This window comes from Butyrivibrio sp. VCB2006 (genome assembly GCF_000420945.1).
Taxonomy (GTDB): domain Bacteria; phylum Bacillota; class Clostridia; order Lachnospirales; family Lachnospiraceae; genus Butyrivibrio.
In genome coordinates, this window is sequence record NZ_ATVX01000003.1 from 80188 (window position 1) to 102024 (window position 21837).

General features: G+C 43.1%; 17 protein-coding genes. 4 read left to right on the forward strand and 13 right to left on the reverse strand.

Annotated elements, in window-relative coordinates; genetic code table 11:
• Positions 1–25: 25 nt before the first annotated feature.
• The 4 genes from G613_RS0103190 to G613_RS0103205 form a co-directional block, all read right to left on the reverse strand.
• Positions 26–526, reverse strand: coding sequence for a tRNA (cytidine(34)-2'-O)-methyltransferase (locus tag G613_RS0103190; RefSeq protein WP_029231281.1), 501 nt, complete (start codon positions 524–526; stop codon positions 26–28).
• 97 nt (positions 527–623) lie between these two features.
• Positions 624–2057: a sensor histidine kinase gene (locus G613_RS0103195; protein WP_029231282.1), complete on the reverse strand. Its 1434-nt coding sequence runs from the start codon at positions 2055–2057 to the stop codon at positions 624–626.
• Positions 2058–2759: a response regulator transcription factor gene (locus tag G613_RS0103200; RefSeq protein WP_029231283.1), complete on the reverse strand. Its 702-nt coding sequence runs from the start codon at positions 2757–2759 to the stop codon at positions 2058–2060. It abuts the gene before it with no gap.
• Between the two features lie 16 nt (positions 2760–2775).
• Positions 2776–5169 carry an endonuclease MutS2 gene (locus G613_RS0103205; RefSeq protein ID WP_029231284.1) on the reverse strand — a complete coding sequence of 798 codons (2394 nt, stop codon included), beginning with the start codon at positions 5167–5169 and terminating at the stop codon, positions 2776–2778.
• Positions 5170–5306: 137 nt separating this feature from the next.
• Here G613_RS0103205 and G613_RS0103210 point away from each other — a divergent pair, with 137 nt between their 5' ends.
• Positions 5307–6656, forward strand: coding sequence for a S1C family serine protease (locus G613_RS0103210; RefSeq protein WP_029231285.1), 1350 nt, complete (start codon positions 5307–5309; stop codon positions 6654–6656).
• A gap of 36 nt (positions 6657–6692) precedes the next feature.
• Positions 6693–7637: a 3'-5' exoribonuclease YhaM family protein gene (locus G613_RS0103215; RefSeq protein ID WP_029231286.1), complete on the forward strand. Its 945-nt coding sequence runs from the start codon at positions 6693–6695 to the stop codon at positions 7635–7637.
• 32 nt (positions 7638–7669) lie between these two features.
• Here the strand turns inward: G613_RS0103215 and G613_RS0103220 are convergent, their stop codons facing one another.
• The 4 genes from G613_RS0103220 to G613_RS0103235 form a co-directional block, all read right to left on the reverse strand.
• Positions 7670–8827, reverse strand: coding sequence for an aminotransferase class I/II-fold pyridoxal phosphate-dependent enzyme (locus G613_RS0103220; RefSeq protein WP_029674473.1), 1158 nt, complete (start codon positions 8825–8827; stop codon positions 7670–7672).
• Complete coding sequence (locus G613_RS0103225; RefSeq protein WP_029231287.1) at positions 8824–9312, reverse strand: Lrp/AsnC family transcriptional regulator; 489 nt, start codon at positions 9310–9312, stop codon at positions 8824–8826. The genes G613_RS0103220 and G613_RS0103225 overlap by 4 nt, the downstream gene beginning before the upstream one ends.
• Before the next feature lie 106 nt (positions 9313–9418).
• Positions 9419–10411 (reverse strand): AIR synthase-related protein, encoded by a 993-nt coding sequence (locus tag G613_RS0103230; RefSeq protein ID WP_029231288.1) that lies wholly within the window; start codon positions 10409–10411, stop codon positions 9419–9421.
• Positions 10412–10427: 16 nt separating this feature from the next.
• Positions 10428–11987: a VanW family protein gene (locus G613_RS0103235; RefSeq protein WP_029231289.1), complete on the reverse strand. Its 1560-nt coding sequence runs from the start codon at positions 11985–11987 to the stop codon at positions 10428–10430.
• An 84-nt stretch (positions 11988–12071) separates the two neighbouring features.
• Between G613_RS0103235 and G613_RS0103240 the strand changes: the two genes are divergently transcribed.
• Positions 12072–12722: a hypothetical protein gene (locus G613_RS0103240; RefSeq protein WP_029231290.1), complete on the forward strand. Its 651-nt coding sequence runs from the start codon at positions 12072–12074 to the stop codon at positions 12720–12722.
• Between the two features lie 60 nt (positions 12723–12782).
• Here the strand turns inward: G613_RS0103240 and galT are convergent, their stop codons facing one another.
• The 4 genes from galT to G613_RS18395 all read right to left on the reverse strand — a co-directional run bounded on the left by galT (position 12783) and on the right by G613_RS18395 (position 18171).
• Positions 12783–14315: a UDP-glucose--hexose-1-phosphate uridylyltransferase gene (gene galT / locus G613_RS0103245; protein ID WP_029231291.1), complete on the reverse strand. Its 1533-nt coding sequence runs from the start codon at positions 14313–14315 to the stop codon at positions 12783–12785.
• Between the two features lie 48 nt (positions 14316–14363).
• Positions 14364–15545 carry a galactokinase gene (locus G613_RS0103250; protein WP_029231292.1) on the reverse strand — a complete coding sequence of 394 codons (1182 nt, stop codon included), beginning with the start codon at positions 15543–15545 and terminating at the stop codon, positions 14364–14366.
• 172 nt (positions 15546–15717) lie between these two features.
• A complete protein-coding gene (locus G613_RS0103255) occupies positions 15718–16890 on the reverse strand; it encodes a toxic anion resistance protein (protein ID WP_029231293.1) in 1173 nt (390 codons plus the stop codon).
• Between the two features lie 63 nt (positions 16891–16953).
• Positions 16954–18171, reverse strand: a complete 1218-nt coding sequence (locus G613_RS18395) for a 5-bromo-4-chloroindolyl phosphate hydrolysis family protein (protein ID WP_029231294.1) — start codon at positions 18169–18171, stop codon at positions 16954–16956.
• Between the two features lie 188 nt (positions 18172–18359).
• Here G613_RS18395 and G613_RS0103265 point away from each other — a divergent pair, with 188 nt between their 5' ends.
• A complete protein-coding gene (locus tag G613_RS0103265; protein WP_029231295.1) occupies positions 18360–19271 on the forward strand; it encodes an AraC family transcriptional regulator in 912 nt (303 codons plus the stop codon).
• 41 nt (positions 19272–19312) lie between these two features.
• Here G613_RS0103265 and G613_RS0103270 read toward each other — a convergent pair whose 3' ends face one another.
• The gene (locus G613_RS0103270; RefSeq protein WP_029231296.1) at positions 19313–21793 is read right to left on the reverse strand and encodes a glycogen/starch/alpha-glucan phosphorylase; all 2481 of its coding nucleotides are present in this window, start codon (positions 21791–21793) and stop codon (positions 19313–19315) included.
• Positions 21794–21837: the final 44 nt, after the last annotated feature.

Here is a 21837-nt window from a genome sequence, read left to right on the forward strand (position 1 = left end):
ACTATCTAAGCAACTATAAGCACTATCACTGCTCATCTTTCCAATGCAATCTATGAAGTTCTCCCTGCTGTTCCAGTCCTGCAAACTGATTCTGTCTGAGAGCTTCGTACAACACTATTGCCACAGAATTAGAAAGGTTCAAAGACCTAATGTCACTTCCCATGGGAATTCTGATGCAGGTCTCCTCATTATCTACAAGGATTTCTTCAGGAATTCCGGCGCTCTCCTTGCCGAACATGATGAAATCGTCCATTCCAAACTGTACATCTGTATAGCATTTCTTGGCCTTAGTTGTGGCATACCAGATCTTCGCTCCGGGATGCTGGGCCTTAAAATCCTGATAATCAATATATCTGGTCACATCAAGACGTTCCCAGTAGTCCATTCCTGCACGACGCAGTTCTTTTTCTCCAAGTCTGAATCCCAATGGTTCAATCAAGTGAAGACTTGTATTCGTAGCCACACAGGTTCTTCCTATATTTCCGGTATTCTGTGGAATCTCCGGCTGATGTAAAACTATATGCATATATTTATCTCGTTTCTTCTTTCTCTAACATAACTATTTCGGACTCAGATCATAACAACATCTTTATTTTTTGTTGCTTTGATATTATCTATAGCCCTTACTCGTCCACTTCATCCATTGCCTTAGCCTTGGCCAGAGAGAAAATAAACTCTGTTCCTACGCCGGCTGTACTGATGACATTGATGTTTTCTTCGTGGGCTTTAACTATTTCTTTTACAATGGCAAGGCCAAGGCCTGTGCCCTTCTTGTCCTTACCTCTGGATGCGTCTGATTTATAGAATCTGTCAAAGATAAGCTTCTGGTCTTCCTTGGGAATACCGATTCCGCTGTCCTTAACAGAAACAAATACTTTGCTGTGCTTCTCAGTGGTCTCAATCTTTACGCTGGATTCCTTGTGACTGAACTTGATAGCGTTATCCACAAGATTGTATAGAACCTGCTGAATCTTACTCATGTCGGCATTAACCAGCATCTTCTCATCTGTCAGCACAAGCTCTATAGCTATCTTCTTGTCGATGCAGGTTCCTCCAAAGGATTCCGCCACATTTCTGATAACCTGATTAATATCAAAGTCGGTTCTGTCGAGAAGCATTCCTCTGGTATTAAGGTTATTAAGAGTAAGCAGCTCGTTGGTGAGCTTGGTAAGTCTATCCGTCTCGTTTATTACTATTCCCAGATATTTGCTGTGCATCTCCTCAGGGATTGTTCCGTCCTGCATAGCCACAAGGTATCCTCTGATAGAAGTAAGCGGAGACCTGAAATCATGGGACACATTGGCAATAAACTTCTTTTGGTCATCCTCCTGGCGGGCAATTTCGCCGGCCATATAGGAGAGTGATGCGGCCAGATATCCCATTTCATCCTCCGATTCCACGGAAAACTCATAGCCCATATTTCCGGCTGCATACTGCTCTGTAGCTGTTGTAATCTTTCTAAGCGGAACATAAACCAGCTCAGTAAAGAAGATAAGGATAATCATAGACAACAGGAAAAGAACTATAAGCATCAGATATGAAATGTTCAAAAATTCATTTGCTGAATTCTGTATGGCTCCTATCGGAGTATGTATTACCACGTATGCCTGAACCTTGAAGTTTGCTGTTATAGGTGCAAACACGCTAAGTACATCCTCTTTAAAGCTATTCCAGAAATTGCCTGTGGTGTAGTAGGAGCTTCCGGTGACCGTGGGATCAAAACCGTCAATCACTATTTCTTTTCCCGGCTCCAAAACCCTTGATGAATCAAGAACAAGTCGACCTGACGGGTTGATGATCCAGATTGAAGCATTATCCATGTACTTGGAAAGCGCCACCATCTGAGTGTGTACCGCATCCAGCGAAGTCTCACTGTTATACAGATCTGCCGCATAGGTATTGGCAATCTGAGTCGCAACTTCGTACATGGTATCAGCTTTGTCACGTCTGATTCTCTCGTAGGTCATGTTATAAACGAAGGTCGCCACAACCACAAATCCGAAAATACCAAAGAGAAGATACGCAAGCAAAAATTTTAAATAAAGAGTTCTCTTCATTTACTGTTGTACCTCAAATTTGTATCCTATTCCCCAAATTGTGGCAAGACGCCATTTCTCGTGATCTGAGAGCTTCTCACGAAGTCTCTTGATGTGAACATCTACAGTTCTGGTATCACCGATATACTCATAGCCCCAGATCTGATCAAGGAGCTGCTCTCTTGTAAATACATGGTTTGGTGAAGCAGCCAGGAAATAAAGAAGCTCAAGCTCCTTGGGCGGCATATCAACGCGCTCTCCCATGTAGGTTACAGAGTAGTTGGTCATATTGATCTCAAGGTCAGGATATCTTACAACCTTGTCATCAGACTCCTGAACTTCCTGAGTCTGAGGCTTATAACGGCGAAGGACTGCCTTTACTCTTGCCACCAGCTCTTTTGAATCAAAGGGCTTCTCCATGTAGTCATCAGCCCCCATCTCAAGGCCAAGTACCTTATCAAACACTTCGCCCTTAGCAGAAAGCATGATGATCGGCACCTGTGATTTGGTTCTGATCTCTCTGCAAACCTGGTAGCCATCGATACCAGGAAGCATTAAATCCAGCAGAACCAGATTAGGTTCGAAGGTATCAAAGGTGTTGATGGCTGATTCGCCATCGTTACAGATTCTGGTCTCAAAGCACTCTTTTACCAGGTACAAAGAGATCAGCTCTGCAATGTTGTTGTCATCATCCACAATTAAAATTTTCTGTTTTGTAGCCATTTTCCCCTCACTAAACTCACTTAATAAATGTAACTATTGTTACTCCGGCATCTCCCTCGCCGAATTCCCCAAGTTTAAATGATTTAACATAAGGCACTGACTTAAGGTAGTTGTGAACTGCCTGTCTGAGGATTCCAGCGCCTTTTCCATGCACAACTCGCACGTTGTTAAGGTGTGACATGTATGCATCGTCCAGATATTTATCCAGTGCTGATATAGCATCATCACTGTTCTTACCAATGAGATTTATCTCAGTCTTTATGCTTGCTGCCCTTGAAAGATCCATCTTGCCGGAGCTGGTGTTTCTTCCATAAAACTTCTTCATGGCTGCCTTGCCGTCCTCATCCTGAACAAGCACAAGGTCTCTTATGTTGGCCTTAGTTCTCATGATTCCGCACTGAACATAAAGATTTCCGTCCTTGTCAGGCTTGGAAGAGATTGTTCCCTTAAGTCCCATGGATACGATCTTAACTGATTCGCCAAGCTTAAGCTGTGACTCCTTGAGCACAGGGTGATTAGCGTTTGCAACTTCCTTCTTGGCTGCGATGGCCTTATTCTTGGAAGATATCTTCTGACCTACGTTGGTTCTGGCTCTCTCAAGATCCTGGATTGTGGCGTTAGGTCCGGCTTTTCTGAAGGTTCTGATGGTCTCATCAGCAAGGTCCTTGGCCTCCTGGAGAATATTTCTGGCCTCTTCGTTGGCCTGCCTTAAGATTTCTTCCTTCTGTCTGTCGAGCTTATCGGTCTTGGAAGCAAGCTCTGCCTTGAGTTCTTCTACTTCTTTCTTGTACTCGGCAATCTCAAGTCTCTCATTTTCTATGGTCTTACGGCTCTTCTCAAGATCTGCAAGAAGATCCTCAAACTTTTTATCTTCAGTTCCAATCTGCTCTTTGGCCGCATTTATGATATCTTCCGAAAGTCCCAGCTTGGAAGATATAGCAAAAGCGTTACTCTTACCGGGAATTCCGATAAGAAGTCTGTATGTCGGACGAAGTGATTCAACATCAAACTCGCAACTTGCGTTCTGGATTCCTGGAGTATTCAGCGCATAAACCTTAAGCTCACTGTAGTGAGTTGTAGCCAGAGTTCTGATTCTCCTGTTGTGCAGGTTATTAAGAATTGAAATGGCAAGAGCCGCACCCTCTGTAGGATCAGTTCCCGCGCCCAATTCATCAAAAAGACAAAGCGAGTTCTCATCAGCATTTGCCAGAATAGAAACAGTGTTGGTCATATGAGATGAGAAAGTTGAAAGAGACTGCTCAATACTCTGCTCATCCCCGATGTCTGCATAAACTTCCTCGAATACGGAAAGCTCAGACCTGTCACCGGCAGGAATTGCAAGGCCGGCCTGTCCCATAAGAGTCAAAAGACCTACTGTCTTAAGGGTTACTGTCTTACCACCTGTGTTAGGTCCTGTGATGATCAGCATGTCGAAATCTCTGCCCGCATACACATCAATAGGAACAACCTTATTCTTGTCGATAAGAGGGTGTCTTCCCTTCTTGATATCAAAGCAGTGCTGGTCATTGAATATCGGAGTGATTGCGTTAATCTCCAGAGCATAGGAAGCCTTGGCAAATACGAAATCAAGATCTGTCATGATATCGGCGTTGTATTTTATAGCTTCAACATGCTCACCCACCTGGAGACTGAGTTCAAGAAGAATCTTCTCAATCTCAGCATTTTCCTGAAGAATCAGCTCTTTTATCTTGTTATTAAGTTCAACTACAGCCGCAGGCTCGATGAAAAGAGTTGAACCTGATGATGACTGGTCGTGAACAATACCATTAATCTGTGATTTATACTCAGCCCTTACAGGAACGCAGTATCTGTCGTCACGCATGGTAACAACCGCATCCTGAAGGTATGTGCGCATTGATCCGTTGATGAGCTTATTAAGCTGCTCGTGGATTCTGTCGTTGGTCAGCATGATTCCACGTCTGATGTGCTTAAGTGCAGGGCTTGCGTCCGAACTCACTTCTTCCTCTGACACTATGCATCTTCTGATTTCTGTAGAAACAGGAGTAAGTGGCTCAAGCATGCTAAAAGATTCTGTGAGAGAATCAGGGGCCTCGTCATCTCTTGCTGTCCTTCCGTAGTTCTTGACCCTTGCTACGTTTTCCAAAAATGCTGCAAGACGAAGGAGCGCTGCCATATCAAGGGCACTGCCTATCTTAAGAGCTTTCAGGGATCCTGTGAAATCTCTGTTATCGCCAAAAGAAACTGAGCCTTTCTTGAAAATTCTAGCTATCGCATCAGATGTCTTGGTCTGGTTAAGTCTGATTTCCTTGATGTCTGCGGACGGAACAAGTTCGCGGCACATCTTCCTTCCGGGATCTGATGTGGCGTGCTCTGTAAGTCTGTCTATAATCTTATCGTACTCAAGTACGTGTAATGCTTTTGAATTCATTGCCTTAAAAACCTCTTATTTATATATGTACCCAAAGTACAGTATAACAACTATATCTGTGCATGACTAGTGGAATTCTATGGTGAAAGCGGCTATAATTATAAAGATATTATGTTATGCCATTTGGGGGAGTGCATATGCCACTTAATCAGGACGACAACAAAAAGGATAATCTGGCTAATACCACCTTTATCAGTGAGAAAATAAAGCAACGTCCCATCAATCGTAAGAAGCTGCTTCGAAGAACTGTCATCACAATCTCTCTGGCCGTTATTTTCGGTGGAGTTGCATGCTTCACCTTCCTTTTACTTCAGCCGGTTTTCAGCGACAGACTCTATCCGGAAAAAGAGCCTGCAACTGTATCTTTTCCCGCTGAATCAGCAAGTGATGAGCTGACTCCGGAGGAAATGTTCGCAGATGACAACGAGATTGCCGCCAGTGAAGCCATGAGCCTTGAAGCAACACAGAAGACTCAGATTGACCAGGCCATTGCATCCTATACCTTCGGCTCCGGGGACTACAACAACATGTTGTCATCCCTTAAGGCCGTTGCTACAGAAGGAAGCCGCTCTATCGTTAAGATCACAGCTATTTCCAGTGACACAAACTGGTTCAGCCCATCCTTTGAGAGTAGTTCAGCCGTATCCGGACTGATTGTTGCCGACACCGGAAGTAATCTGCTGATTCTTACTTTCTATGACAAGTTAAAAGAGGCAGAGTCCATCGGAGTCACTTTTTGCGACAATACCAGATCAGAAGCCCAGGTTAACCTTGTAGATACTATTACCGACCTGTGCATACTCACAATCAAGAAGAACACGCTTTCCGCAGAAACCAGAGAAAAGATTCATGTAGCATCACTTGGTAGCTCCAACTCCAACAGCATAGCCGGTCTTCCTGTTATCGCCATTGGAAGTCCCGTAGGTGTTCAGGGATCAATTGCCTATGGAATCGTCACCAGTGAAAAGACAACCCTGGATCTTCCGGACAGTACCTACAAGCTTCTTACTACAGATATTTACGGCAGCAAGTCAGGAAGCGGTGTTCTTATTAACTTAAGCGGACAGGTAGTAGGCATCATAGACATGGACAAAGAGCCTGAGGATCTTTCAAACAATATCTGTGCCATAGGTATCACTGAGCTTAAAGTCCTTATGGAAGATTTGTCCAACTCGGAGAAAAGAGCTTATCTGGGAGTACACGGAACCACCGTTCCTCAGGAAATCCAGGCTCTTCAAAATGTTCCTTCAGGCGCATACATCACCATGACAGAACTTAGTTCTCCTGCCATGAAAGCAGGCATTCAGAGTGGTGATATAATAACTGCAATTGATGATGTTGATATTACAAGTTATGAGCAGTTAATAAATAAACTTGCCCAGCTTAGCCCTGATGATGTAATATCAATTACTGTAATGCGTCAGGCTGTTTCGGATTATATAGAAATGAATCTGGAAGCAACACTGACCGAGTCAACACATGATTGACATAGGATTTTGTTAATTTAGAAATGAGGTTTTTTAATGAAGTTTATTAAGGATTTGAAACCAGGCGACAGAGTGGCTGACATCTATATGTGCAAGCACAAATTAAGCGCCACCACCAAGAACGGCAAAGAGTACTATTCTGTTACCCTTCAGGATAAGACAGGCACCGTGGACGCCAAGGTTTGGGAGCCCAACAGTGATGGTATCGATGAGTTCGATGATACCGACTGCATCGATGTATTTGGTGAAGTAACAAGCTTTAACGGAGCTCTTCAGGTTAATATCAAAAGAGCCAGAAGATGCCATGAGGGCGAGTATGATCCTGCTCTTTACCTTCCGGTAACAAGCAAAAATGTGGATGAAATGTACAAGGAGCTTCTTGGAATTATCGCAAGCATCGGTAATCCTTATCTTAAAAAACTCCTTGAAGAGTTCTTTATAAATGATGAGAAGTTTATTGATCTTTTCCGTAAATCCAGCGCAGCCAAGACTGTACACCACGGATTTATCGGCGGACTCTTAGAGCATACCCTTAGTGTTACCAAGCTGTGCGATTATTTCTGCACTGCTTACCCAAGACTTAACCGTGACCTGCTTCTTACTGCAGCTATCTGTCACGATATAGGTAAGACCAAAGAGCTTAGTCTTTTCCCTATAAATGATTACACAAATGAAGGTCAGTTCCTTGGCCACATTGTAATGGGCTCAGAAATGATAAGCGACAAGGCTAGGAATATTCCGGGCTTTCCTGAACTTCTCAAGCAGGAACTTCAGCACTGTATCCTTGCTCACCACGGAGAATTCGAGTACGGATCTCCCAAGAAGCCTGCGATTATGGAGGCTGTTGCCCTTAATCTTGCCGATAACACAGACGCTAAGATGGAGACCTTTACAGAGCTTCTTGCTAATGTCACAGAGCCAGGCTGGCAGGGTTATAACAAATTCTTCGAATCAAATGTTTTCGAGACTAAAGTGGATTAAAAAAAGAGCCGTAAGGCTCTTTTTTATTGTTTTTATAGTTTAGAGATGAAGCGCTCGAAGCGTTCCATAGCGGCTTTGAGGTTATCCAAGGAATATGCGTAGGAGATACGTATGTATCCTTCACCGCAGTCTCCGAAGGCATTGCCAGGTACAACAGCCAGCTTTTCTTCTGTGAGGAGTCTTGTGCAGAACTCATCACTTGTCATTCCGAATTTCTTGATACATGGGAATACATAAAATGCTCCAAAGGGCTCAAAGCACGGAAGGCCAAGTCTCTTAAACTCGTTAAGAAGGTATCTTCTTCTGTGGTTGTATTCCTCTTTCATCATGCGCACATCATCATCGCCGTTTTTAAGAGCTTCCACTGCTGCGTACTGGCTGGTGGTCGGAGCACACATAATGGCGAACTGGTGAATCTTGACCATCTGCTTCATGATAAGCTCAGGTCCGCAGGCATATCCAAGTCTCCATCCTGTCATAGCGTAAGCCTTTGAGAAACCATTTATGAGAATTGTTCTCTCCTTCATGCCGGGAATAGAAACAATTGAAACATGCTGTCCCTTATAAGTTAACTCTCCATAAATCTCATCAGAGATCACATAGAGATCTTTTTCTATGCAAACCTTGGCAATCGCCTCCAGGTCTTCCTTCTCCATAACGGCACCCGTTGGGTTATTAGGAAATGGAAGTACCAAAATCTTGGTCTTGTCTGTAACTTTATCAAGGACTTCCTGTGCTGTAAGTCTAAACTCGTTCTCTTCCTTGAGCTCAATAATAACCGGTACAGCATCTGCCAGAATAGCACAGGGTTCGTAAGAAACATAACTTGGCTGTGGAATGAGAACCTCATCACCCTCATCTACCATAGCTCGCATCGCAAGATCTATAGCTTCAGAACCACCTACTGTAACGAAGATCTCGTTTAAAGGATCATAGTCCACACCCTGTGTTCTCTTTATATAATTTGCTATCTCTACTCTAAGTTCCTTAAGTCCGGAGTTAGATGTATAGAAGGTTCTGCCCTTCTCAAGTGAATAAATGCCCTCATCTCTTATGTGCCAGGGAGTGTCAAAGTCAGGCTCGCCCACACCTAGAGAGATAGCTCCTTCTGTTTCCTGTACGATATCAAAGAACTTCCTTATTCCGGAGGGCTTGATATCTACAACTTTTTTTCCAAGCGGATTTCTCATGGTGTAATTATCTCCCTTGTATCTTCATATTTCTTGGTAAGAATTGTTCCATGATCCTTATATTTCTTAAGAATAAAGTGGGTCGCTGTACTAAGAACGTTATCGAGAGTAGCCAGCTTGTTATTAACGAAACCTGCAACCTCAAGAAGGGACTTACCCTCAAGGATAACCATAAGGTCAAAGCCGCCGCTCATAAGGTATACGCTTGTTACCTCAGGATACTTGTAAATTCTCTCGGCGATATTATCAAAGCCCTGGCCTCTTGTTGGAGTAACCTTAACTTCTATAAGCGCATTAACCTTCTCAAGACTTGTCTTGGACCAGTCAACCATTGTGTGATATCCACAAATAATGCCCTCATCCTCAAGTGCCTTAAGCTCATTAGCTACAAGAATCTCCTCAGCGCCAATAAGAACGCTAAGCTCATGAATGTCGATTCTACTATTCTTCTCAATAATATTTAGTATCTCTTCTCTGGTTCCCATATTATTCTTATCTCCTCAACAATATTTCAATTTCGACAATTATAATTGTGCCTTAGATTTGTACCAAAGTAAACCTGTCGGTTTTATCCACTTTGATTAACCGCTATCACCCAAGTGCTGACAGTATTTCATCTGCCTGAGGTGACTCAAGGAATCTGGTCTCATCCGAATTAACAACAATCTTGTCATTTCCTTCGATCAACTGCCCAATAACCACCGCAGGAATTCCCTTCTCCTGAAGGTCGCTCACAAGCTTTTCTCCGTTTTCCGTAGCCAGCAAAAGAGCTCCACCTGACAGAAGCTGATATGGATTAATTGTAAAGAACTCGCATATTTCTACTGTTTCCTGCCTAAGAGGGATAGTTCTCATATCCACCTTAAGGCCGCATCCCGCTCGGCCGGCCATCTCCCAAAGTCCGGCAAAGACGCCTCCTCCGGAAAGGTCATGAGCTGCGGTAATTCCGGACTCTAAGGCAATCTCCATCTCTTTTCCCACAAAAAGACTATCCTTAAGCCCCTTTGCTTCATCTATAAAAGGCGCAGGATACCTTTCTGTCAGCTCCTGATACTTCTCAGAAGCCAGCATTGCTGTTCCTTCCATGGCAACCCACTTGGTAATTACCAAGGACTGTCCTGCCGCAGGCTTTGATGAAAACAAAACCTCTTTCTCTTCATTTTCCCTGGAATCATTGTAATAGCCAACTCCGGACACCGTCACTATAGGCCTGTTGACCGCAGCTGTGACTTCAGTGTGGCCTCCTGCATAGACAACGCCGCAGGCCTTGGCTCCATCAATGGCATCCTTAACAATTTTCTTGAGGACGGGCTCCTCCGCATCAGATGGAAGAAGCACGGAAACCTCAACATGATCAGTAGTAAGTCCCTGGGATACAAGGCCATTAACAGCCTTGACCACACCATAATATCCCGCATCCTGTACATCCACAGTTACAGGAGCTATGGTTGAAAAAGTTCTCTTACTTTCAGAAAAAGCGCAGTCTGTCCCCACAGCTGCGCTCATTTTATTCTTAAATTCTGTTCTCAGCTGCTTTAAAACGGATCTTTTTAAAGCATTCTCAGTAATTTTGCCAAATCTCATCCTGGCTCCTATATTATCAGTTTGTAGTTACAGTTTCCAAATTGTCTGCTGCCTGCTGAATCTGTGCATTAGCTGCATTTACCGCCTCTGCCGCCGCAGCTGCTGCCGCTTCCGCATTCTCTGTTCCGGCTGCGTCCCTGGCTGCCTTAAGCGCACCGGCCACTGCCTTGACTGTACCAACATCTTTTGTGGCAATTGCAGTCTGAAGCTGAGAAAGAGCTGTAGCATCAGCACCTGCAGTACCTACAGTAATAATCCTTGGTACCATCTTATATATACTGCTGTTGATAACATCATTACTAACTTCTGTGCCATTCTCTGTTACAATCTTGCGTAACTGAGCCTTGTATCCGATATGGGCTGACTGAGTTCCAACATATCCGATACCCTGAGTAGAATCTGTAACATACTGATCTTCAGAAGCCGGTGTAGTCTCAAGTACTTCACTCTTGAAAGATACCTTTCTGCCGGGATCTCTGGTCTCAACACCATAAATAGTAAATGTAATGTGCTTGTCAGAAGAAGTATAACCTTCTATATAAATTGGATACTCAGTGTTATTAACAAATCTGAAGTTCTTGCCGCCAGATTCTGCAATAGCTGCGTCCGCTGAAGGTGAAACGTAATTGACGATCATTGAATGATTATGTCTCTCAGTAACCTCAAGTTCAGCAAGAAGAACTGCGTTGTAAAGAGTAGTAGATACCTGACAGATACCGCCACCAATACTCTCAACTACAATTCCGTTAAGGTAAGAGCCCGCTGGGAAATAACCATTGGCCTCTGTAAATGGTGTAATTGTATCAAGAACATTAAACTCCTCACCCGGGTAAAGAGTAGTTCCGTTTATAAGTGAGCATCCATTTGCCACGTTGGCGCTTCTGGATGATCCTGATGTTTTATAACTTGTTGTGTAGGTACCAAGAACGTCCTTGACCTTGGCAAGATCCTCTGCGCTTCCAAGTGGCGCATCTTCCTTGATAGAAAGAGAAACAACTGCATTTTCTCCATTCCATCCAGATTTAACGAAATTCTTGATAGCCTCAATTGAAGCATCTACATCAACCACATATCCAATCTGGCCCTGGCTTACTGTAAATCCATCTGAAGTTTTCTTAAGAGCGAAATTAACCTTATCCTGGTTAAAAGAACTGCATCTGTCAGCAACGATCTCCTGAAGATGCTCATCATTAAAGCCATACTCAATATCAAATCTACGGCCTTCTTTTTCTAGATCCTTAAGAGCTTTATATCTCTGAATAATGTTGCCTTTGTGACCAAGGCTATATGCATCCTCGATGATCTGAGGATTCTTCCAGGCTATTCCCAGCTCATCGCCATATACAGAAAGGCTACGGCCTTCGCCTGCATCGAGAGTAATCTCTGCACCTGCCATCTTATCAAAATAGGCATTAACCGCGCTTGTCGCGTCGGATACTGTCATTCCGGAAACATCTATATCTCCAATATAAATGCCATTTGCGATTGTTCGTCCATCTGCTGCTTTTGTCCGAATACCCGGCAGAAGTAACAGCACACCTAAAAAGAGGAAAACTCCTCCGAGAAACTTTTTCATAATGCCCCCTCTGAGCGATTGTGCTATTATTAACTATATGTAGTAAATTTTTAAATTACTCCTTTAACTGAAAGGATATTATAGATGAAATTACCTTTTTTAGCAAGTTTCATAGTATTCATAATTATCTTCAATATCACCTCCAGACGAGTATCCAGAAAGTTTGAGCAAAAGGAAGCCGACTTTTGGGAGAAAGAGCGTGAAGCCAATGGTGTCAGAAAAAAGAGCCTTGAAAATCTCGAATACATCCACATTCCACTCCAGCTTCTTCCCTTTGATACCTATGGAGAAAATGAAGTCCTGAAAAAGGCCGAGGAAGAGGTTCTTGCACTCAAGGACGAAAAGATTGTTAACTTCACCGGAATCACCAACACCGACCTTAAACTGGAATATGGCGCTGCAAATATAACCGCACTGACACAATATGATCAGAACTACACTTCACTGGTAGTTGCCCTTCAAAAATGGGGACAGGAATTGTACAACCAGGCTCGTTTTACTGATGCCACCACAGTTCTTGAGTTTGCAGTAAAAACAAGATCCGATATCTCCGGTACCTACAGACTTCTCATCGATATGTATAAAACAAAGCTTGGTCTTGTAAGTAGTGAGATCAGTCGTAAGCTGGAAGCTTTGATTCCAATTGCTCAGGAACTTAATTCTCTTAGTAAGAACCAAATACTAGGTATGATAAATGATGCCATGCCGGAAGGAACCAAGACGGAAGCTGTCTGAAACTATAATAAATCAAGGGTTTGCACATAATACTTTGTGCAAACCCTTTTCTTATTTGTCTTATAGTGTTTGTGTGAATCTGTCGAAAGCAGCCTGTCCCTCAGGTGTTCTCTTATATACACCTGCATCCTCAAGAACGTGCATAAATACTTCACCAATTTCATTCTGAATTATCTCATCGATATTATCAGCATTTATAGCATCATACTTCCCTCGGAACTCATCTACCCAGTCAGCGTGCTTTTTAAGAACTTCGTCTGCTCTGAGGTCAACTCCTGAAAGCATAGCATCTTTTAACTGTGCCATCTCTGACTTAAGTCTTGCAGGAAGAACCGCAAGGCCCATTACCTCAATAAGACCAATGTTCTCTTTCTTGATGTGATGGAGCTGTGCGTGAGGATGATATACACCCAGTGGATGCTCCTCTGTTGTTATGTTGTTACGAAGAACCAGATCCAGTTCGTAGTTGTCTCCACGCTTTCTGGCAATCGGAGTTATTGTATTGTGAGGAGTTCCGTCTGTTTCTGCAAATACAAAGGCAGCCTCATCAGTATAGCCTCTCCACTTATTGAGAATGACATCAGCAAGCTCAATAATTCTGTCTGTATCAGGACCTGAAAGTCTGATTACTGACATAGGCCATTTAACAATTCCGCTGTTTACATCCTCGAAGCCCTTTACTGTGAAAGTTCTCTCAACAGGAGCCTTGGCCATGGCAAAGGTATAATGACCACCCTGGAAATGGTCATGGCTAAGAATTGAACCACCTACTATAGGAAGGTCAGCGTTAGAGCCAACGAAGTAGTGTGGGAACTGCTTAACAAAATCAAACAACTTGCAGAAAGTATTATGCTCAATCTTCATAGGAATATGCTGAGAATTGAACACGATACAATGCTCATTGTAGTAAACGTAAGGAGAATACTGGAATCCCCACTTGGAATTCTGTATTGTCACAGGAATGATTCTGTGGTTCTCTCTTGCAGGATGATCAACTCTTCCTGAATAACCTTCATTTTCCCAACACAGCTGGCATTTAGGATATCCGCTCTGCTTGGCATTTCTTGCTGCTGCAATTGCCTTAGGGTCCTTCTCAGGCTTAGAAAGATTTATTGTTATATCAAGATCACCATACTCTGTAGGAGCAATCCACTTCATATCCTTGGAAATACGGTATCTGCGAATATAATCACTGTTCTTGGAAAGGTTGTAGTAGTAAGCAGTTGCCTCTTCAGGACTTTCAGCGTATTTCTCATTGAACTTTTTAATAATGGTACTTGGTCTTTCTACCATAAGTCCCATAAGCTTAGTATCAAATAGATCTCTGTATACTACGCTGTCATTCTCGATAAGTCCGTTTGCTGCTGCATAGTCATCAATTTCTCCAAGGACTTTCTCAAGAAATGCGCCAAGCTCTGACTCGTCTGCAGGAACCTGCTCAGATAACTTCTCAATCTCTGAAATCTCGTATTCAGCACTATCAAGACCAAGCTCTATCAAAAGAGAATTGAAAGTATAAACAATGTCTTCTTTTTCTATAAGTCCTGTTGCAAGGGCATAAGCCACAAGCTTTTTAACAGCTTCATTAATCATCGCAATTTCTCCATTTCTTGTTTTATAGGAAATTCGTAGCTCGGGTTATCAAACTTCCTGAGGGCCACCGCCGATTTCTACTGTATAGAAAGTAGCTTCATATCCAATCTTCTTGAGGTAGTTCTCACCTACTGTCTTCTTGAAGTTCTCAACTGCCTCATCCTTAACGATAGATACTGTGCAGCCTCCGAATCCGCCACCGGTCATACGTGAACCGATAACACCGGGGATTTTCCATGCCTCTTCAGCGAGGGTATCAAGCTCAACACCTGTTACATCATAGTCATCGCGAAGTGATTCGTGGGACTGTCTCATAAGCTCACCAAAGTGATTGATATCGCCGGCCTTAAGAGCCTTAACAGCCTCAATAGTACGCTGGTTCTCGTATACAGCGTGCTTAGCTTTTCTCTGCATATCAGGATCTGTAAGAACATCCTTGTGTGCTTCGAATTCTTCTATAGAAAGATCACCAAGGCCCTTGATATCTACAGTCTTCTGAAGGATTGCAAGAGCTTCCTCGCACATGCTGCGTCTAGCATTGTACTGAGAATCTGTAAGTTTGTGCTTCTTGTTAGTATTAGCGATTACGATCTTGGCACCCTCAAGCTTGATTGGAGCATACTCATAAGAAAGATCTGCTGTATCAAGGAAGATCGCGTTGTTCTCTTTACCCATAGCAGATGCGAACTGATCCATAATTCCGCAGTTACATCCGTTGTAGTTGTTCTCTGAGTACTGACCGATAAGAGCAATGTCCTGGTTAGTTACATCAAAGCCGTAAAGGTCTCTTAAAATAAATCCTGTAAGAACCTCAAGAGATGCTGATGAAGAAAGGCCTGAACCGTTAGGGATATTTCCATCGATTACCATGTCAAAACCTGTATCAAGCTTCATTCCGCGCTTAGCAAATGCCCAGATTACACCGATTGGATAATTGGTCCAACCAGCCTTGTCACTTATTGTATCGATTTCATCAAGTGATACGCTGTATACTCCGAATCTATCCTGGTTAACAGAATAGAACTGCAGTGTTCTGTCATCTCTTTTACGTACTGCTGCGTATGTTCCGATTGTAAGAGCACATGGGAAAACATGTCCTCCGTTGTAGTCTGTATGTTCTCCGATAAGGTTAACACGGCCAGGTGCAAAGTATGTCTTAACGCCGTCCTTGTTACCAAATACCTTTTCAAAATTATCAAGTACTGCCTGCTTCATGTTCTGATCAATCATATAATCCTCCTTGTGCACACGGGCACGAAACACGATTTATCTTGCTTATACTATATAGTTTCAGGGTATTTTTTGAAATACCTCTTTGTTCAATATACCTGTCAAAATGTTAAAAGAGCCCCGGCATCAATCCGCCGGAGCTCCCCACTGTTTGATATTTAATTTGATATTATTACTGCTTAGCTGCCTGAAGAAGCTTATCCTTGAGCTGTGTCTCAATCTGAGCAAGCTCAGCTTCTGCTTCATGACGCTTTGCCTTACCTTCTGTTTGGATCTTAAGCACCTCATCAAGAGTTGAGATAAGTGACTCATTAGTATGCTTAAGAGTCTCGATATCAACGATACCTCTCTCAGCCTCCTTAGCGCTCTCGATAGTAGCAACCTTAAGAGCATCTGCATTAGCCTTAAGAAGCTTGTTTGTCATATCATTAACCTCTCTCTCTGCCTGAGCAGCCTGTGTTGAATGCTCAATACCAATGGCGATAACCATCTGGTTCTTCCAAAGAGGAATTGTGTTAACGATTGTGGACTGAATCTTCTCAGCCATAACTGTATCTGAACTCTGTACCATACGGATCTGTGGACCGGTCTGCATAGCGATTGTTCTTGTGAGCTCAAGATCATAGATCTTTTTCTCGAATCTGTCGCACTTGTTAGCAAAGTCTTTAGCTCTTTCTGCATCCTCAGGAAGTCCTGAAGCCTCTGCCTTCTTCTGAAGTTCTACAAGTGTTGTGCTGCGCTCTTCCTCAAGCTTCTTCTTACCTGCAAGGATGTACATTGTAAGTTCCTTGTAGTAGTTGAGGTTCAGGTCATACATTCTGTCAAGGAGCTCAACGTCCTTCATCAGTGTAACCTGATGTCTCTCGAGCTCGTTGGAAATAGTTTCAACGTTTGTCTCAACCTTGCTGTACTTCGCCTTCATACCCTCGATTCTGTTGGCACTCTTTTTGAAAAGAGCTTTAAGTCCCTTCTCGTCCTCACCAATCTCGAAGTTCTTGAGCTGTGTAACAAGGTCTGTGATCATGTCACCAACCTGGCCCATGTCCTTGGTACGTACGTTGTCGATTGCCTTCTCAGAGAAATCAGCAAGCTTCTTCTGTGTGCCTACGCCATAGTTCATGATACCTGTTGTGTTGCTGATATCAATCTGCTTACTGAAATCTTCAACCTGCTTGAGCTCCTCTGCTGAAAGCTGAGCTTCCATAGCAAGGTTTCCGTTATCCTTAACCTTCTCAGGCTCTTTAACTGCCTCAGGCATAGGTGCCTCGGCTGTAGCTGCTGCCTCTGCCCCAAAAGAAAGTGAAGGTGCAGCAGGTGCTGCATCAAAATTAAGTTCGTCTCCCATTACAAAAATCCTCCTAAGTACTTTAATTCATTTATAACTCTCAGCAATACTACTTGCTAAAATTCACTTCTGATCAAACTCAAGAGCTATACCGCCCTCCTGAGCCTGTGCCATAGCCATACCACCTCCGGTTGTAGCAACCTGCAATCCGTCATCTGTAAGGCCATCCTGTGCCATCATTGTCTTCATAACTGAAATATCTGATGAAATATCCCAAGCCATATCCTGGAAGAGACTATCAAGGAGCTTCTCAAAAGCATCATTGATGGTATCCATTACAGTTTCAATTTCTCTCTTGGTCTGCTGAACATTCTCACCGTTTCCTGCCTGCTTATCAAGCTCAACGTAAGCTGCAAGAAGCTTTTTTATTGTAGGAAGGTAATAGTTCATCAGCTTGTGAAGATCATCGGCTGTATCAGGCTCTTTTTTAACCTGTTCAAAAATCTTGTTCATGATGCTCTCAAGCTTATAAAGCTTGCTAGACATTTCCTCAGTATCAGGAATAACATCATTGATCTGTCTGACAAACGTGATATATTCTCTGCCTTCATCAAGGAGGCTCTGAACCTTGTCAGGAGCCTTGGCCGGAGCTTGTCTTGTAACCTCAGCAGCCTTGGCATTTCTCTCTTCTCTTGCGAGTCTGTCCTGTTCTGCTCCAAGATACATCTGATAAGCCGCATCAGTTATCATGAAGGTTGAGTTACTTGCATCAAACTTACCTCTTGGCAGATAGCCCAGGGAAACCATTGACTTGAGATTCTTGTAAACCTGCTCGTCAGACTCAAGTGCCGCGCTTGCAAGATCGCTTACCTTGAAATACTCAGCATTCTTGAGGATATTTCCATACTTGTGCATTTCCTTGGCCAGCTTGAATTTCTTGAATCCGGAAAAGCCAAGGACACCGCCGATAATACTAATAGCCAGCATCGTAATGATTAATGGCAATATTTGTGAAAACAGGCATCCGAAAAATGCCCAGAAAAAGCAAAATCCTATTGATGTTCCTAAAATTCCCTCTACAAGACCGTTATACTTACTGATTCTCTTGGCAAGAAACGGAAATGTATGAACAACATTGGCTCCGTTGTTCCTTACTATATGAACTGTTCTGTCCTGATTAGTTCCACTTGCATATGTGGTCTTGCGTTCTACACTGACAGATTTAACAGTTCTTGTAATCTCCGAGGCCAGCTTACTGTAATCGTTAGTATCTATGGCCTTGGTGACACTTTTTAATATATCGTTGCCCGCATTTAGAAGTTCCTGCGTATTCTTATCCACAACCTGCCTCCCAAAATAACAAAACATGCAAGTCCATTTTACAGTAAGTCTACCCAAAATACAATTTTATTGAGGCATTTGTTTCATTTTTTCTCGCGAGTTTCCTTGCTTATGTTGCACAATAATTGATAATATGAAACTGTAGTCTCTATCCGAAACGATTACACATAAGAAACGGAAAATTAGTAATGGAAAAAGCGTACAAACTTCTTTTTAATACAGAAGAATCTGATGATTTATATGTTTACTGCTGTGGTCTGTCTCAAACAGAGCCCGGACACAGCTTTGGGCCGGCCCTTAAGCCCCACTTTATGATTCACTATGTTCTAAGTGGCAAAGGTTCTTTTACCCTTGGAGGAAAAAAATATCCTCTCACCGAAAAGTATGGATTCCTCATCGTTCCTGATGAGCTGGCCTACTACGTAGCTGATGAAAAAGATCCCTGGACCTATGTATGGATTGGCTTTGGCGGAAAGCGCGCCGAAGAAATCGTATCTCAATTGGGATTATCTCTTCAACAGCCTGTATTTAAAAGCGACAAATCCAAGGACATTTATAACCTGGTCAAGGACATGATGGACCATAACACCTTTAGCGTAGAGGATTCCCTTCGAAGAAACGGCAATCTTTCACTGTTTTTGTCAGTGATCGCCTCCGGATTATCCGTAACACCAAAGAGTGACTCCAGCAGCGACAACAACTATGTACACAAGGCTCAGGCCTTTGTTCGCAGCAACTACTATAACCCCATCAAGGTTACCGACATTGCTGATTTTGTCTGCATTAACAGAAGTTATCTCTATACCTTGTTTGAAAAAGAGCTGGGAATTTCGCCTCAGCAGTATCTTTCCAGCTATAGAATTGCCAAGGCTTCTGAACTTTTGCAGTTGACCGAGCTGCCAATTGAGTCCATATCCATATCCTGCGGATACTCTGACCCATTGGTTTTCTCCAAAGCTTTCAGACAGGAAAAGGGCATGTCCCCCTCCAAATTCCGCAAGAGCCTTCCAAAAAGCGGCAATGCTCCCGGGCATGAACACTTAAAGCAGGTTGAGCGCCTAATTGAAGAGCGTCACTTAGAATCAAATGACCCAAACTAAAAAATAATCCCCGTCGTCACCGGCGGGGATTTTCTTGTATCTTATTTAACTTCAATGTTTAATTTATCGAGATGCCATACCTCATCGACATATTCCTGGATAGTTCTGTCAGAAGAGAACTTACCGCAGCTTGCGGTATTAAGAAGGGCCATTTTTGCCCAACGCTTCTTGTCTGCGTATGCATCTGAAATCTTCTTTTGAGCCTCAAGGTATGACTCGAAGTCCTTAAGGATGAAGTATTGGTCTGCTCTGTTTCCGCCAACCTTGTTAAGTAGGCAATTATAAAGCGGTCTAAAGAGCTCTCTGTCATGAGAGAAGGTTCCGTCTACAAGCATATCCAACGCTGTCTTTACATTAGGATCGCTATTGTAGATATCCATTGGATTGTAATTGCCGTTCTTTTCATAATCCATAACTTCCTGTGAAGAAAGTCCAAAGATGAAGGCATTCTCCTCTCCAACCTCATTAACGATCTCAACATTAGCACCGTCCATGGTTCCGATGGTTACAGCTCCGTTTAACATCATCTTCATGTTACCGGTACCGGAAGCCTCTTTACTTGCTGTAGATATCTGCTCTGATACATCAGCTGCAGCAAAGATAAGCTCTGCGTTAGATACTCTGTAATCCTCGATAAATACAACCTTGATCTTATCCATGATAGCAGGATCGTTGTTGATGACATCCGCTACAGAGTTGATAAGCTTGATTGTGAGCTTAGCTGTAAGATATCCGGCTGCTGCCTTGGCACCAAAGATGTAGGTCTTTGGATAAAAGTTCTTGTTAGGATGAGCCTTCAGATCATGATACTCATACATTACTGTCAGTATGTTAAGGAGCTGTCTCTTGTACTCGTGAAGACGCTTAACCTGTACATCAAAGATAGACTTAGGATCAACCTTAACTCCGTTATGCTCTAAGATGTACGCCGCAAGTCTTTGCTTGTTCTTGAACTTGATCTCCATGAACTCGGCCTGAGCCTTCTTGTCGTCTGCAAGAGGTTTAAGCTTATCCATCTGAGAAAGGTCTACAATCCAGTCATCACCAATCTTTTCTGTTACCCAGTCAGCAAGAAGCGGGTTCGCATGCATAAGGAATCTTCTCTGAGTAATACCGTTAGTCTTGTTGTTGAACTTCTCAGGCATCATCTCGTAGAAATCGCGAAGCTCTCTCTGTTTGAGGATTTCTGTGTGAAGCTTGGCAACACCGTTAACGGAATGGCCGCCAACAATTGCAAGGTGAGCCATCTTAACCTGGTTGTCATACAGAATAGCCATGCTGCGGATTTTGGCCTGAACATCAATTCCTGCAGATCCTGAGTAAGTACGCATAATTTGATCAACAAATCTTCTGTTAATCTCATCAACAATCTGATAAATTCTTGGAAGAAGTCTCTGGAAAAGATCTACAGGCCACTTCTCAAGAGCCTCTGACATGATAGTGTGGTTGGTGTAGCAGCAGGTCTTGGTTGTTACTTCCCAAGCATCATCCCATGAGAGATAATAGTCATCCATAAGAATACGCATAAGCTCTGCAACTGCAACGGTTGGATGCGTATCATTAAGCTGGAATACAGCCTTTTCGTAGAACTTTCTGATATCATCATGGTTCCTAAGGTACCTCTGAACTGCGGTTTGAACAGAAGCAGAGATAAAGAAATACTGCTGTTTGAGACGGAGCTCCTTTCCTGCAATATGGTTATCATTAGGATAAAGAACTTCACAAAGCTGGCTGGCAAGATTCTCCTGCTCAACAGCCTTCTGATAATCACCCTTGTCAAAAGAATCCAGCTGGAAACACTGAATAGGCTCAGCATCCCAGATTCTAAGGGTATTAACTACGCCGTTACCGTATCCAAGGACAGGAAGATCGTAAGGAACAGCTCTTACTACCTGATAGCCTTCCTGTTTGAATATGGTTCTGCCATAGTCGTCTGTATACATATTTACATAGCCGCCAAACTTAACCTCTTTTGCCAGCTCGTTTCTTCTAAGCTCAAAGGGGTTACCGTTTTCAAGCCAGGTATCAGGAACTTCAACCTGATAACCGTCCTGAATTTTCTGACGGAACATTCCGTACTTATATCTGATACCGCAGCCGTAAGCCACGTATCCAAGCGTAGAAAGTGAATCCAAAAAGCACGCTGCAAGTCGTCCAAGACCACCGTTTCCAAGAGCCGGATCCGGTTCCTGATCTTCCACAAGGTTAACATCGATGCCCAGCTCGTCCAAAGCCTCCTTTACCGGCTTATAAGCCTGAAGATTGATTAGGTTATTACCGAAAGCTCTACCCATAAGAAATTCCATGGACATGTAATATACAATTCTTGGATCCTGCTCAGATACTGCCTTCTGGGTTGTCATCCAGTGATCAACAATGGCATCCTTGATAGCATAGGCTGCTGCCTGATACAGTTCCTGTGGAGTAGCCTCCTCCATGGTTTTCCTGTATAGAGTTTTAACGTTGTACTGAACACTTCTCTTAAAAAGATCTTTGTCAAACGATAACTGCTTTTTCTTCATAATGCCTCCTCAAATGCGTGCCTTTTCATAATATTATGGCAAGA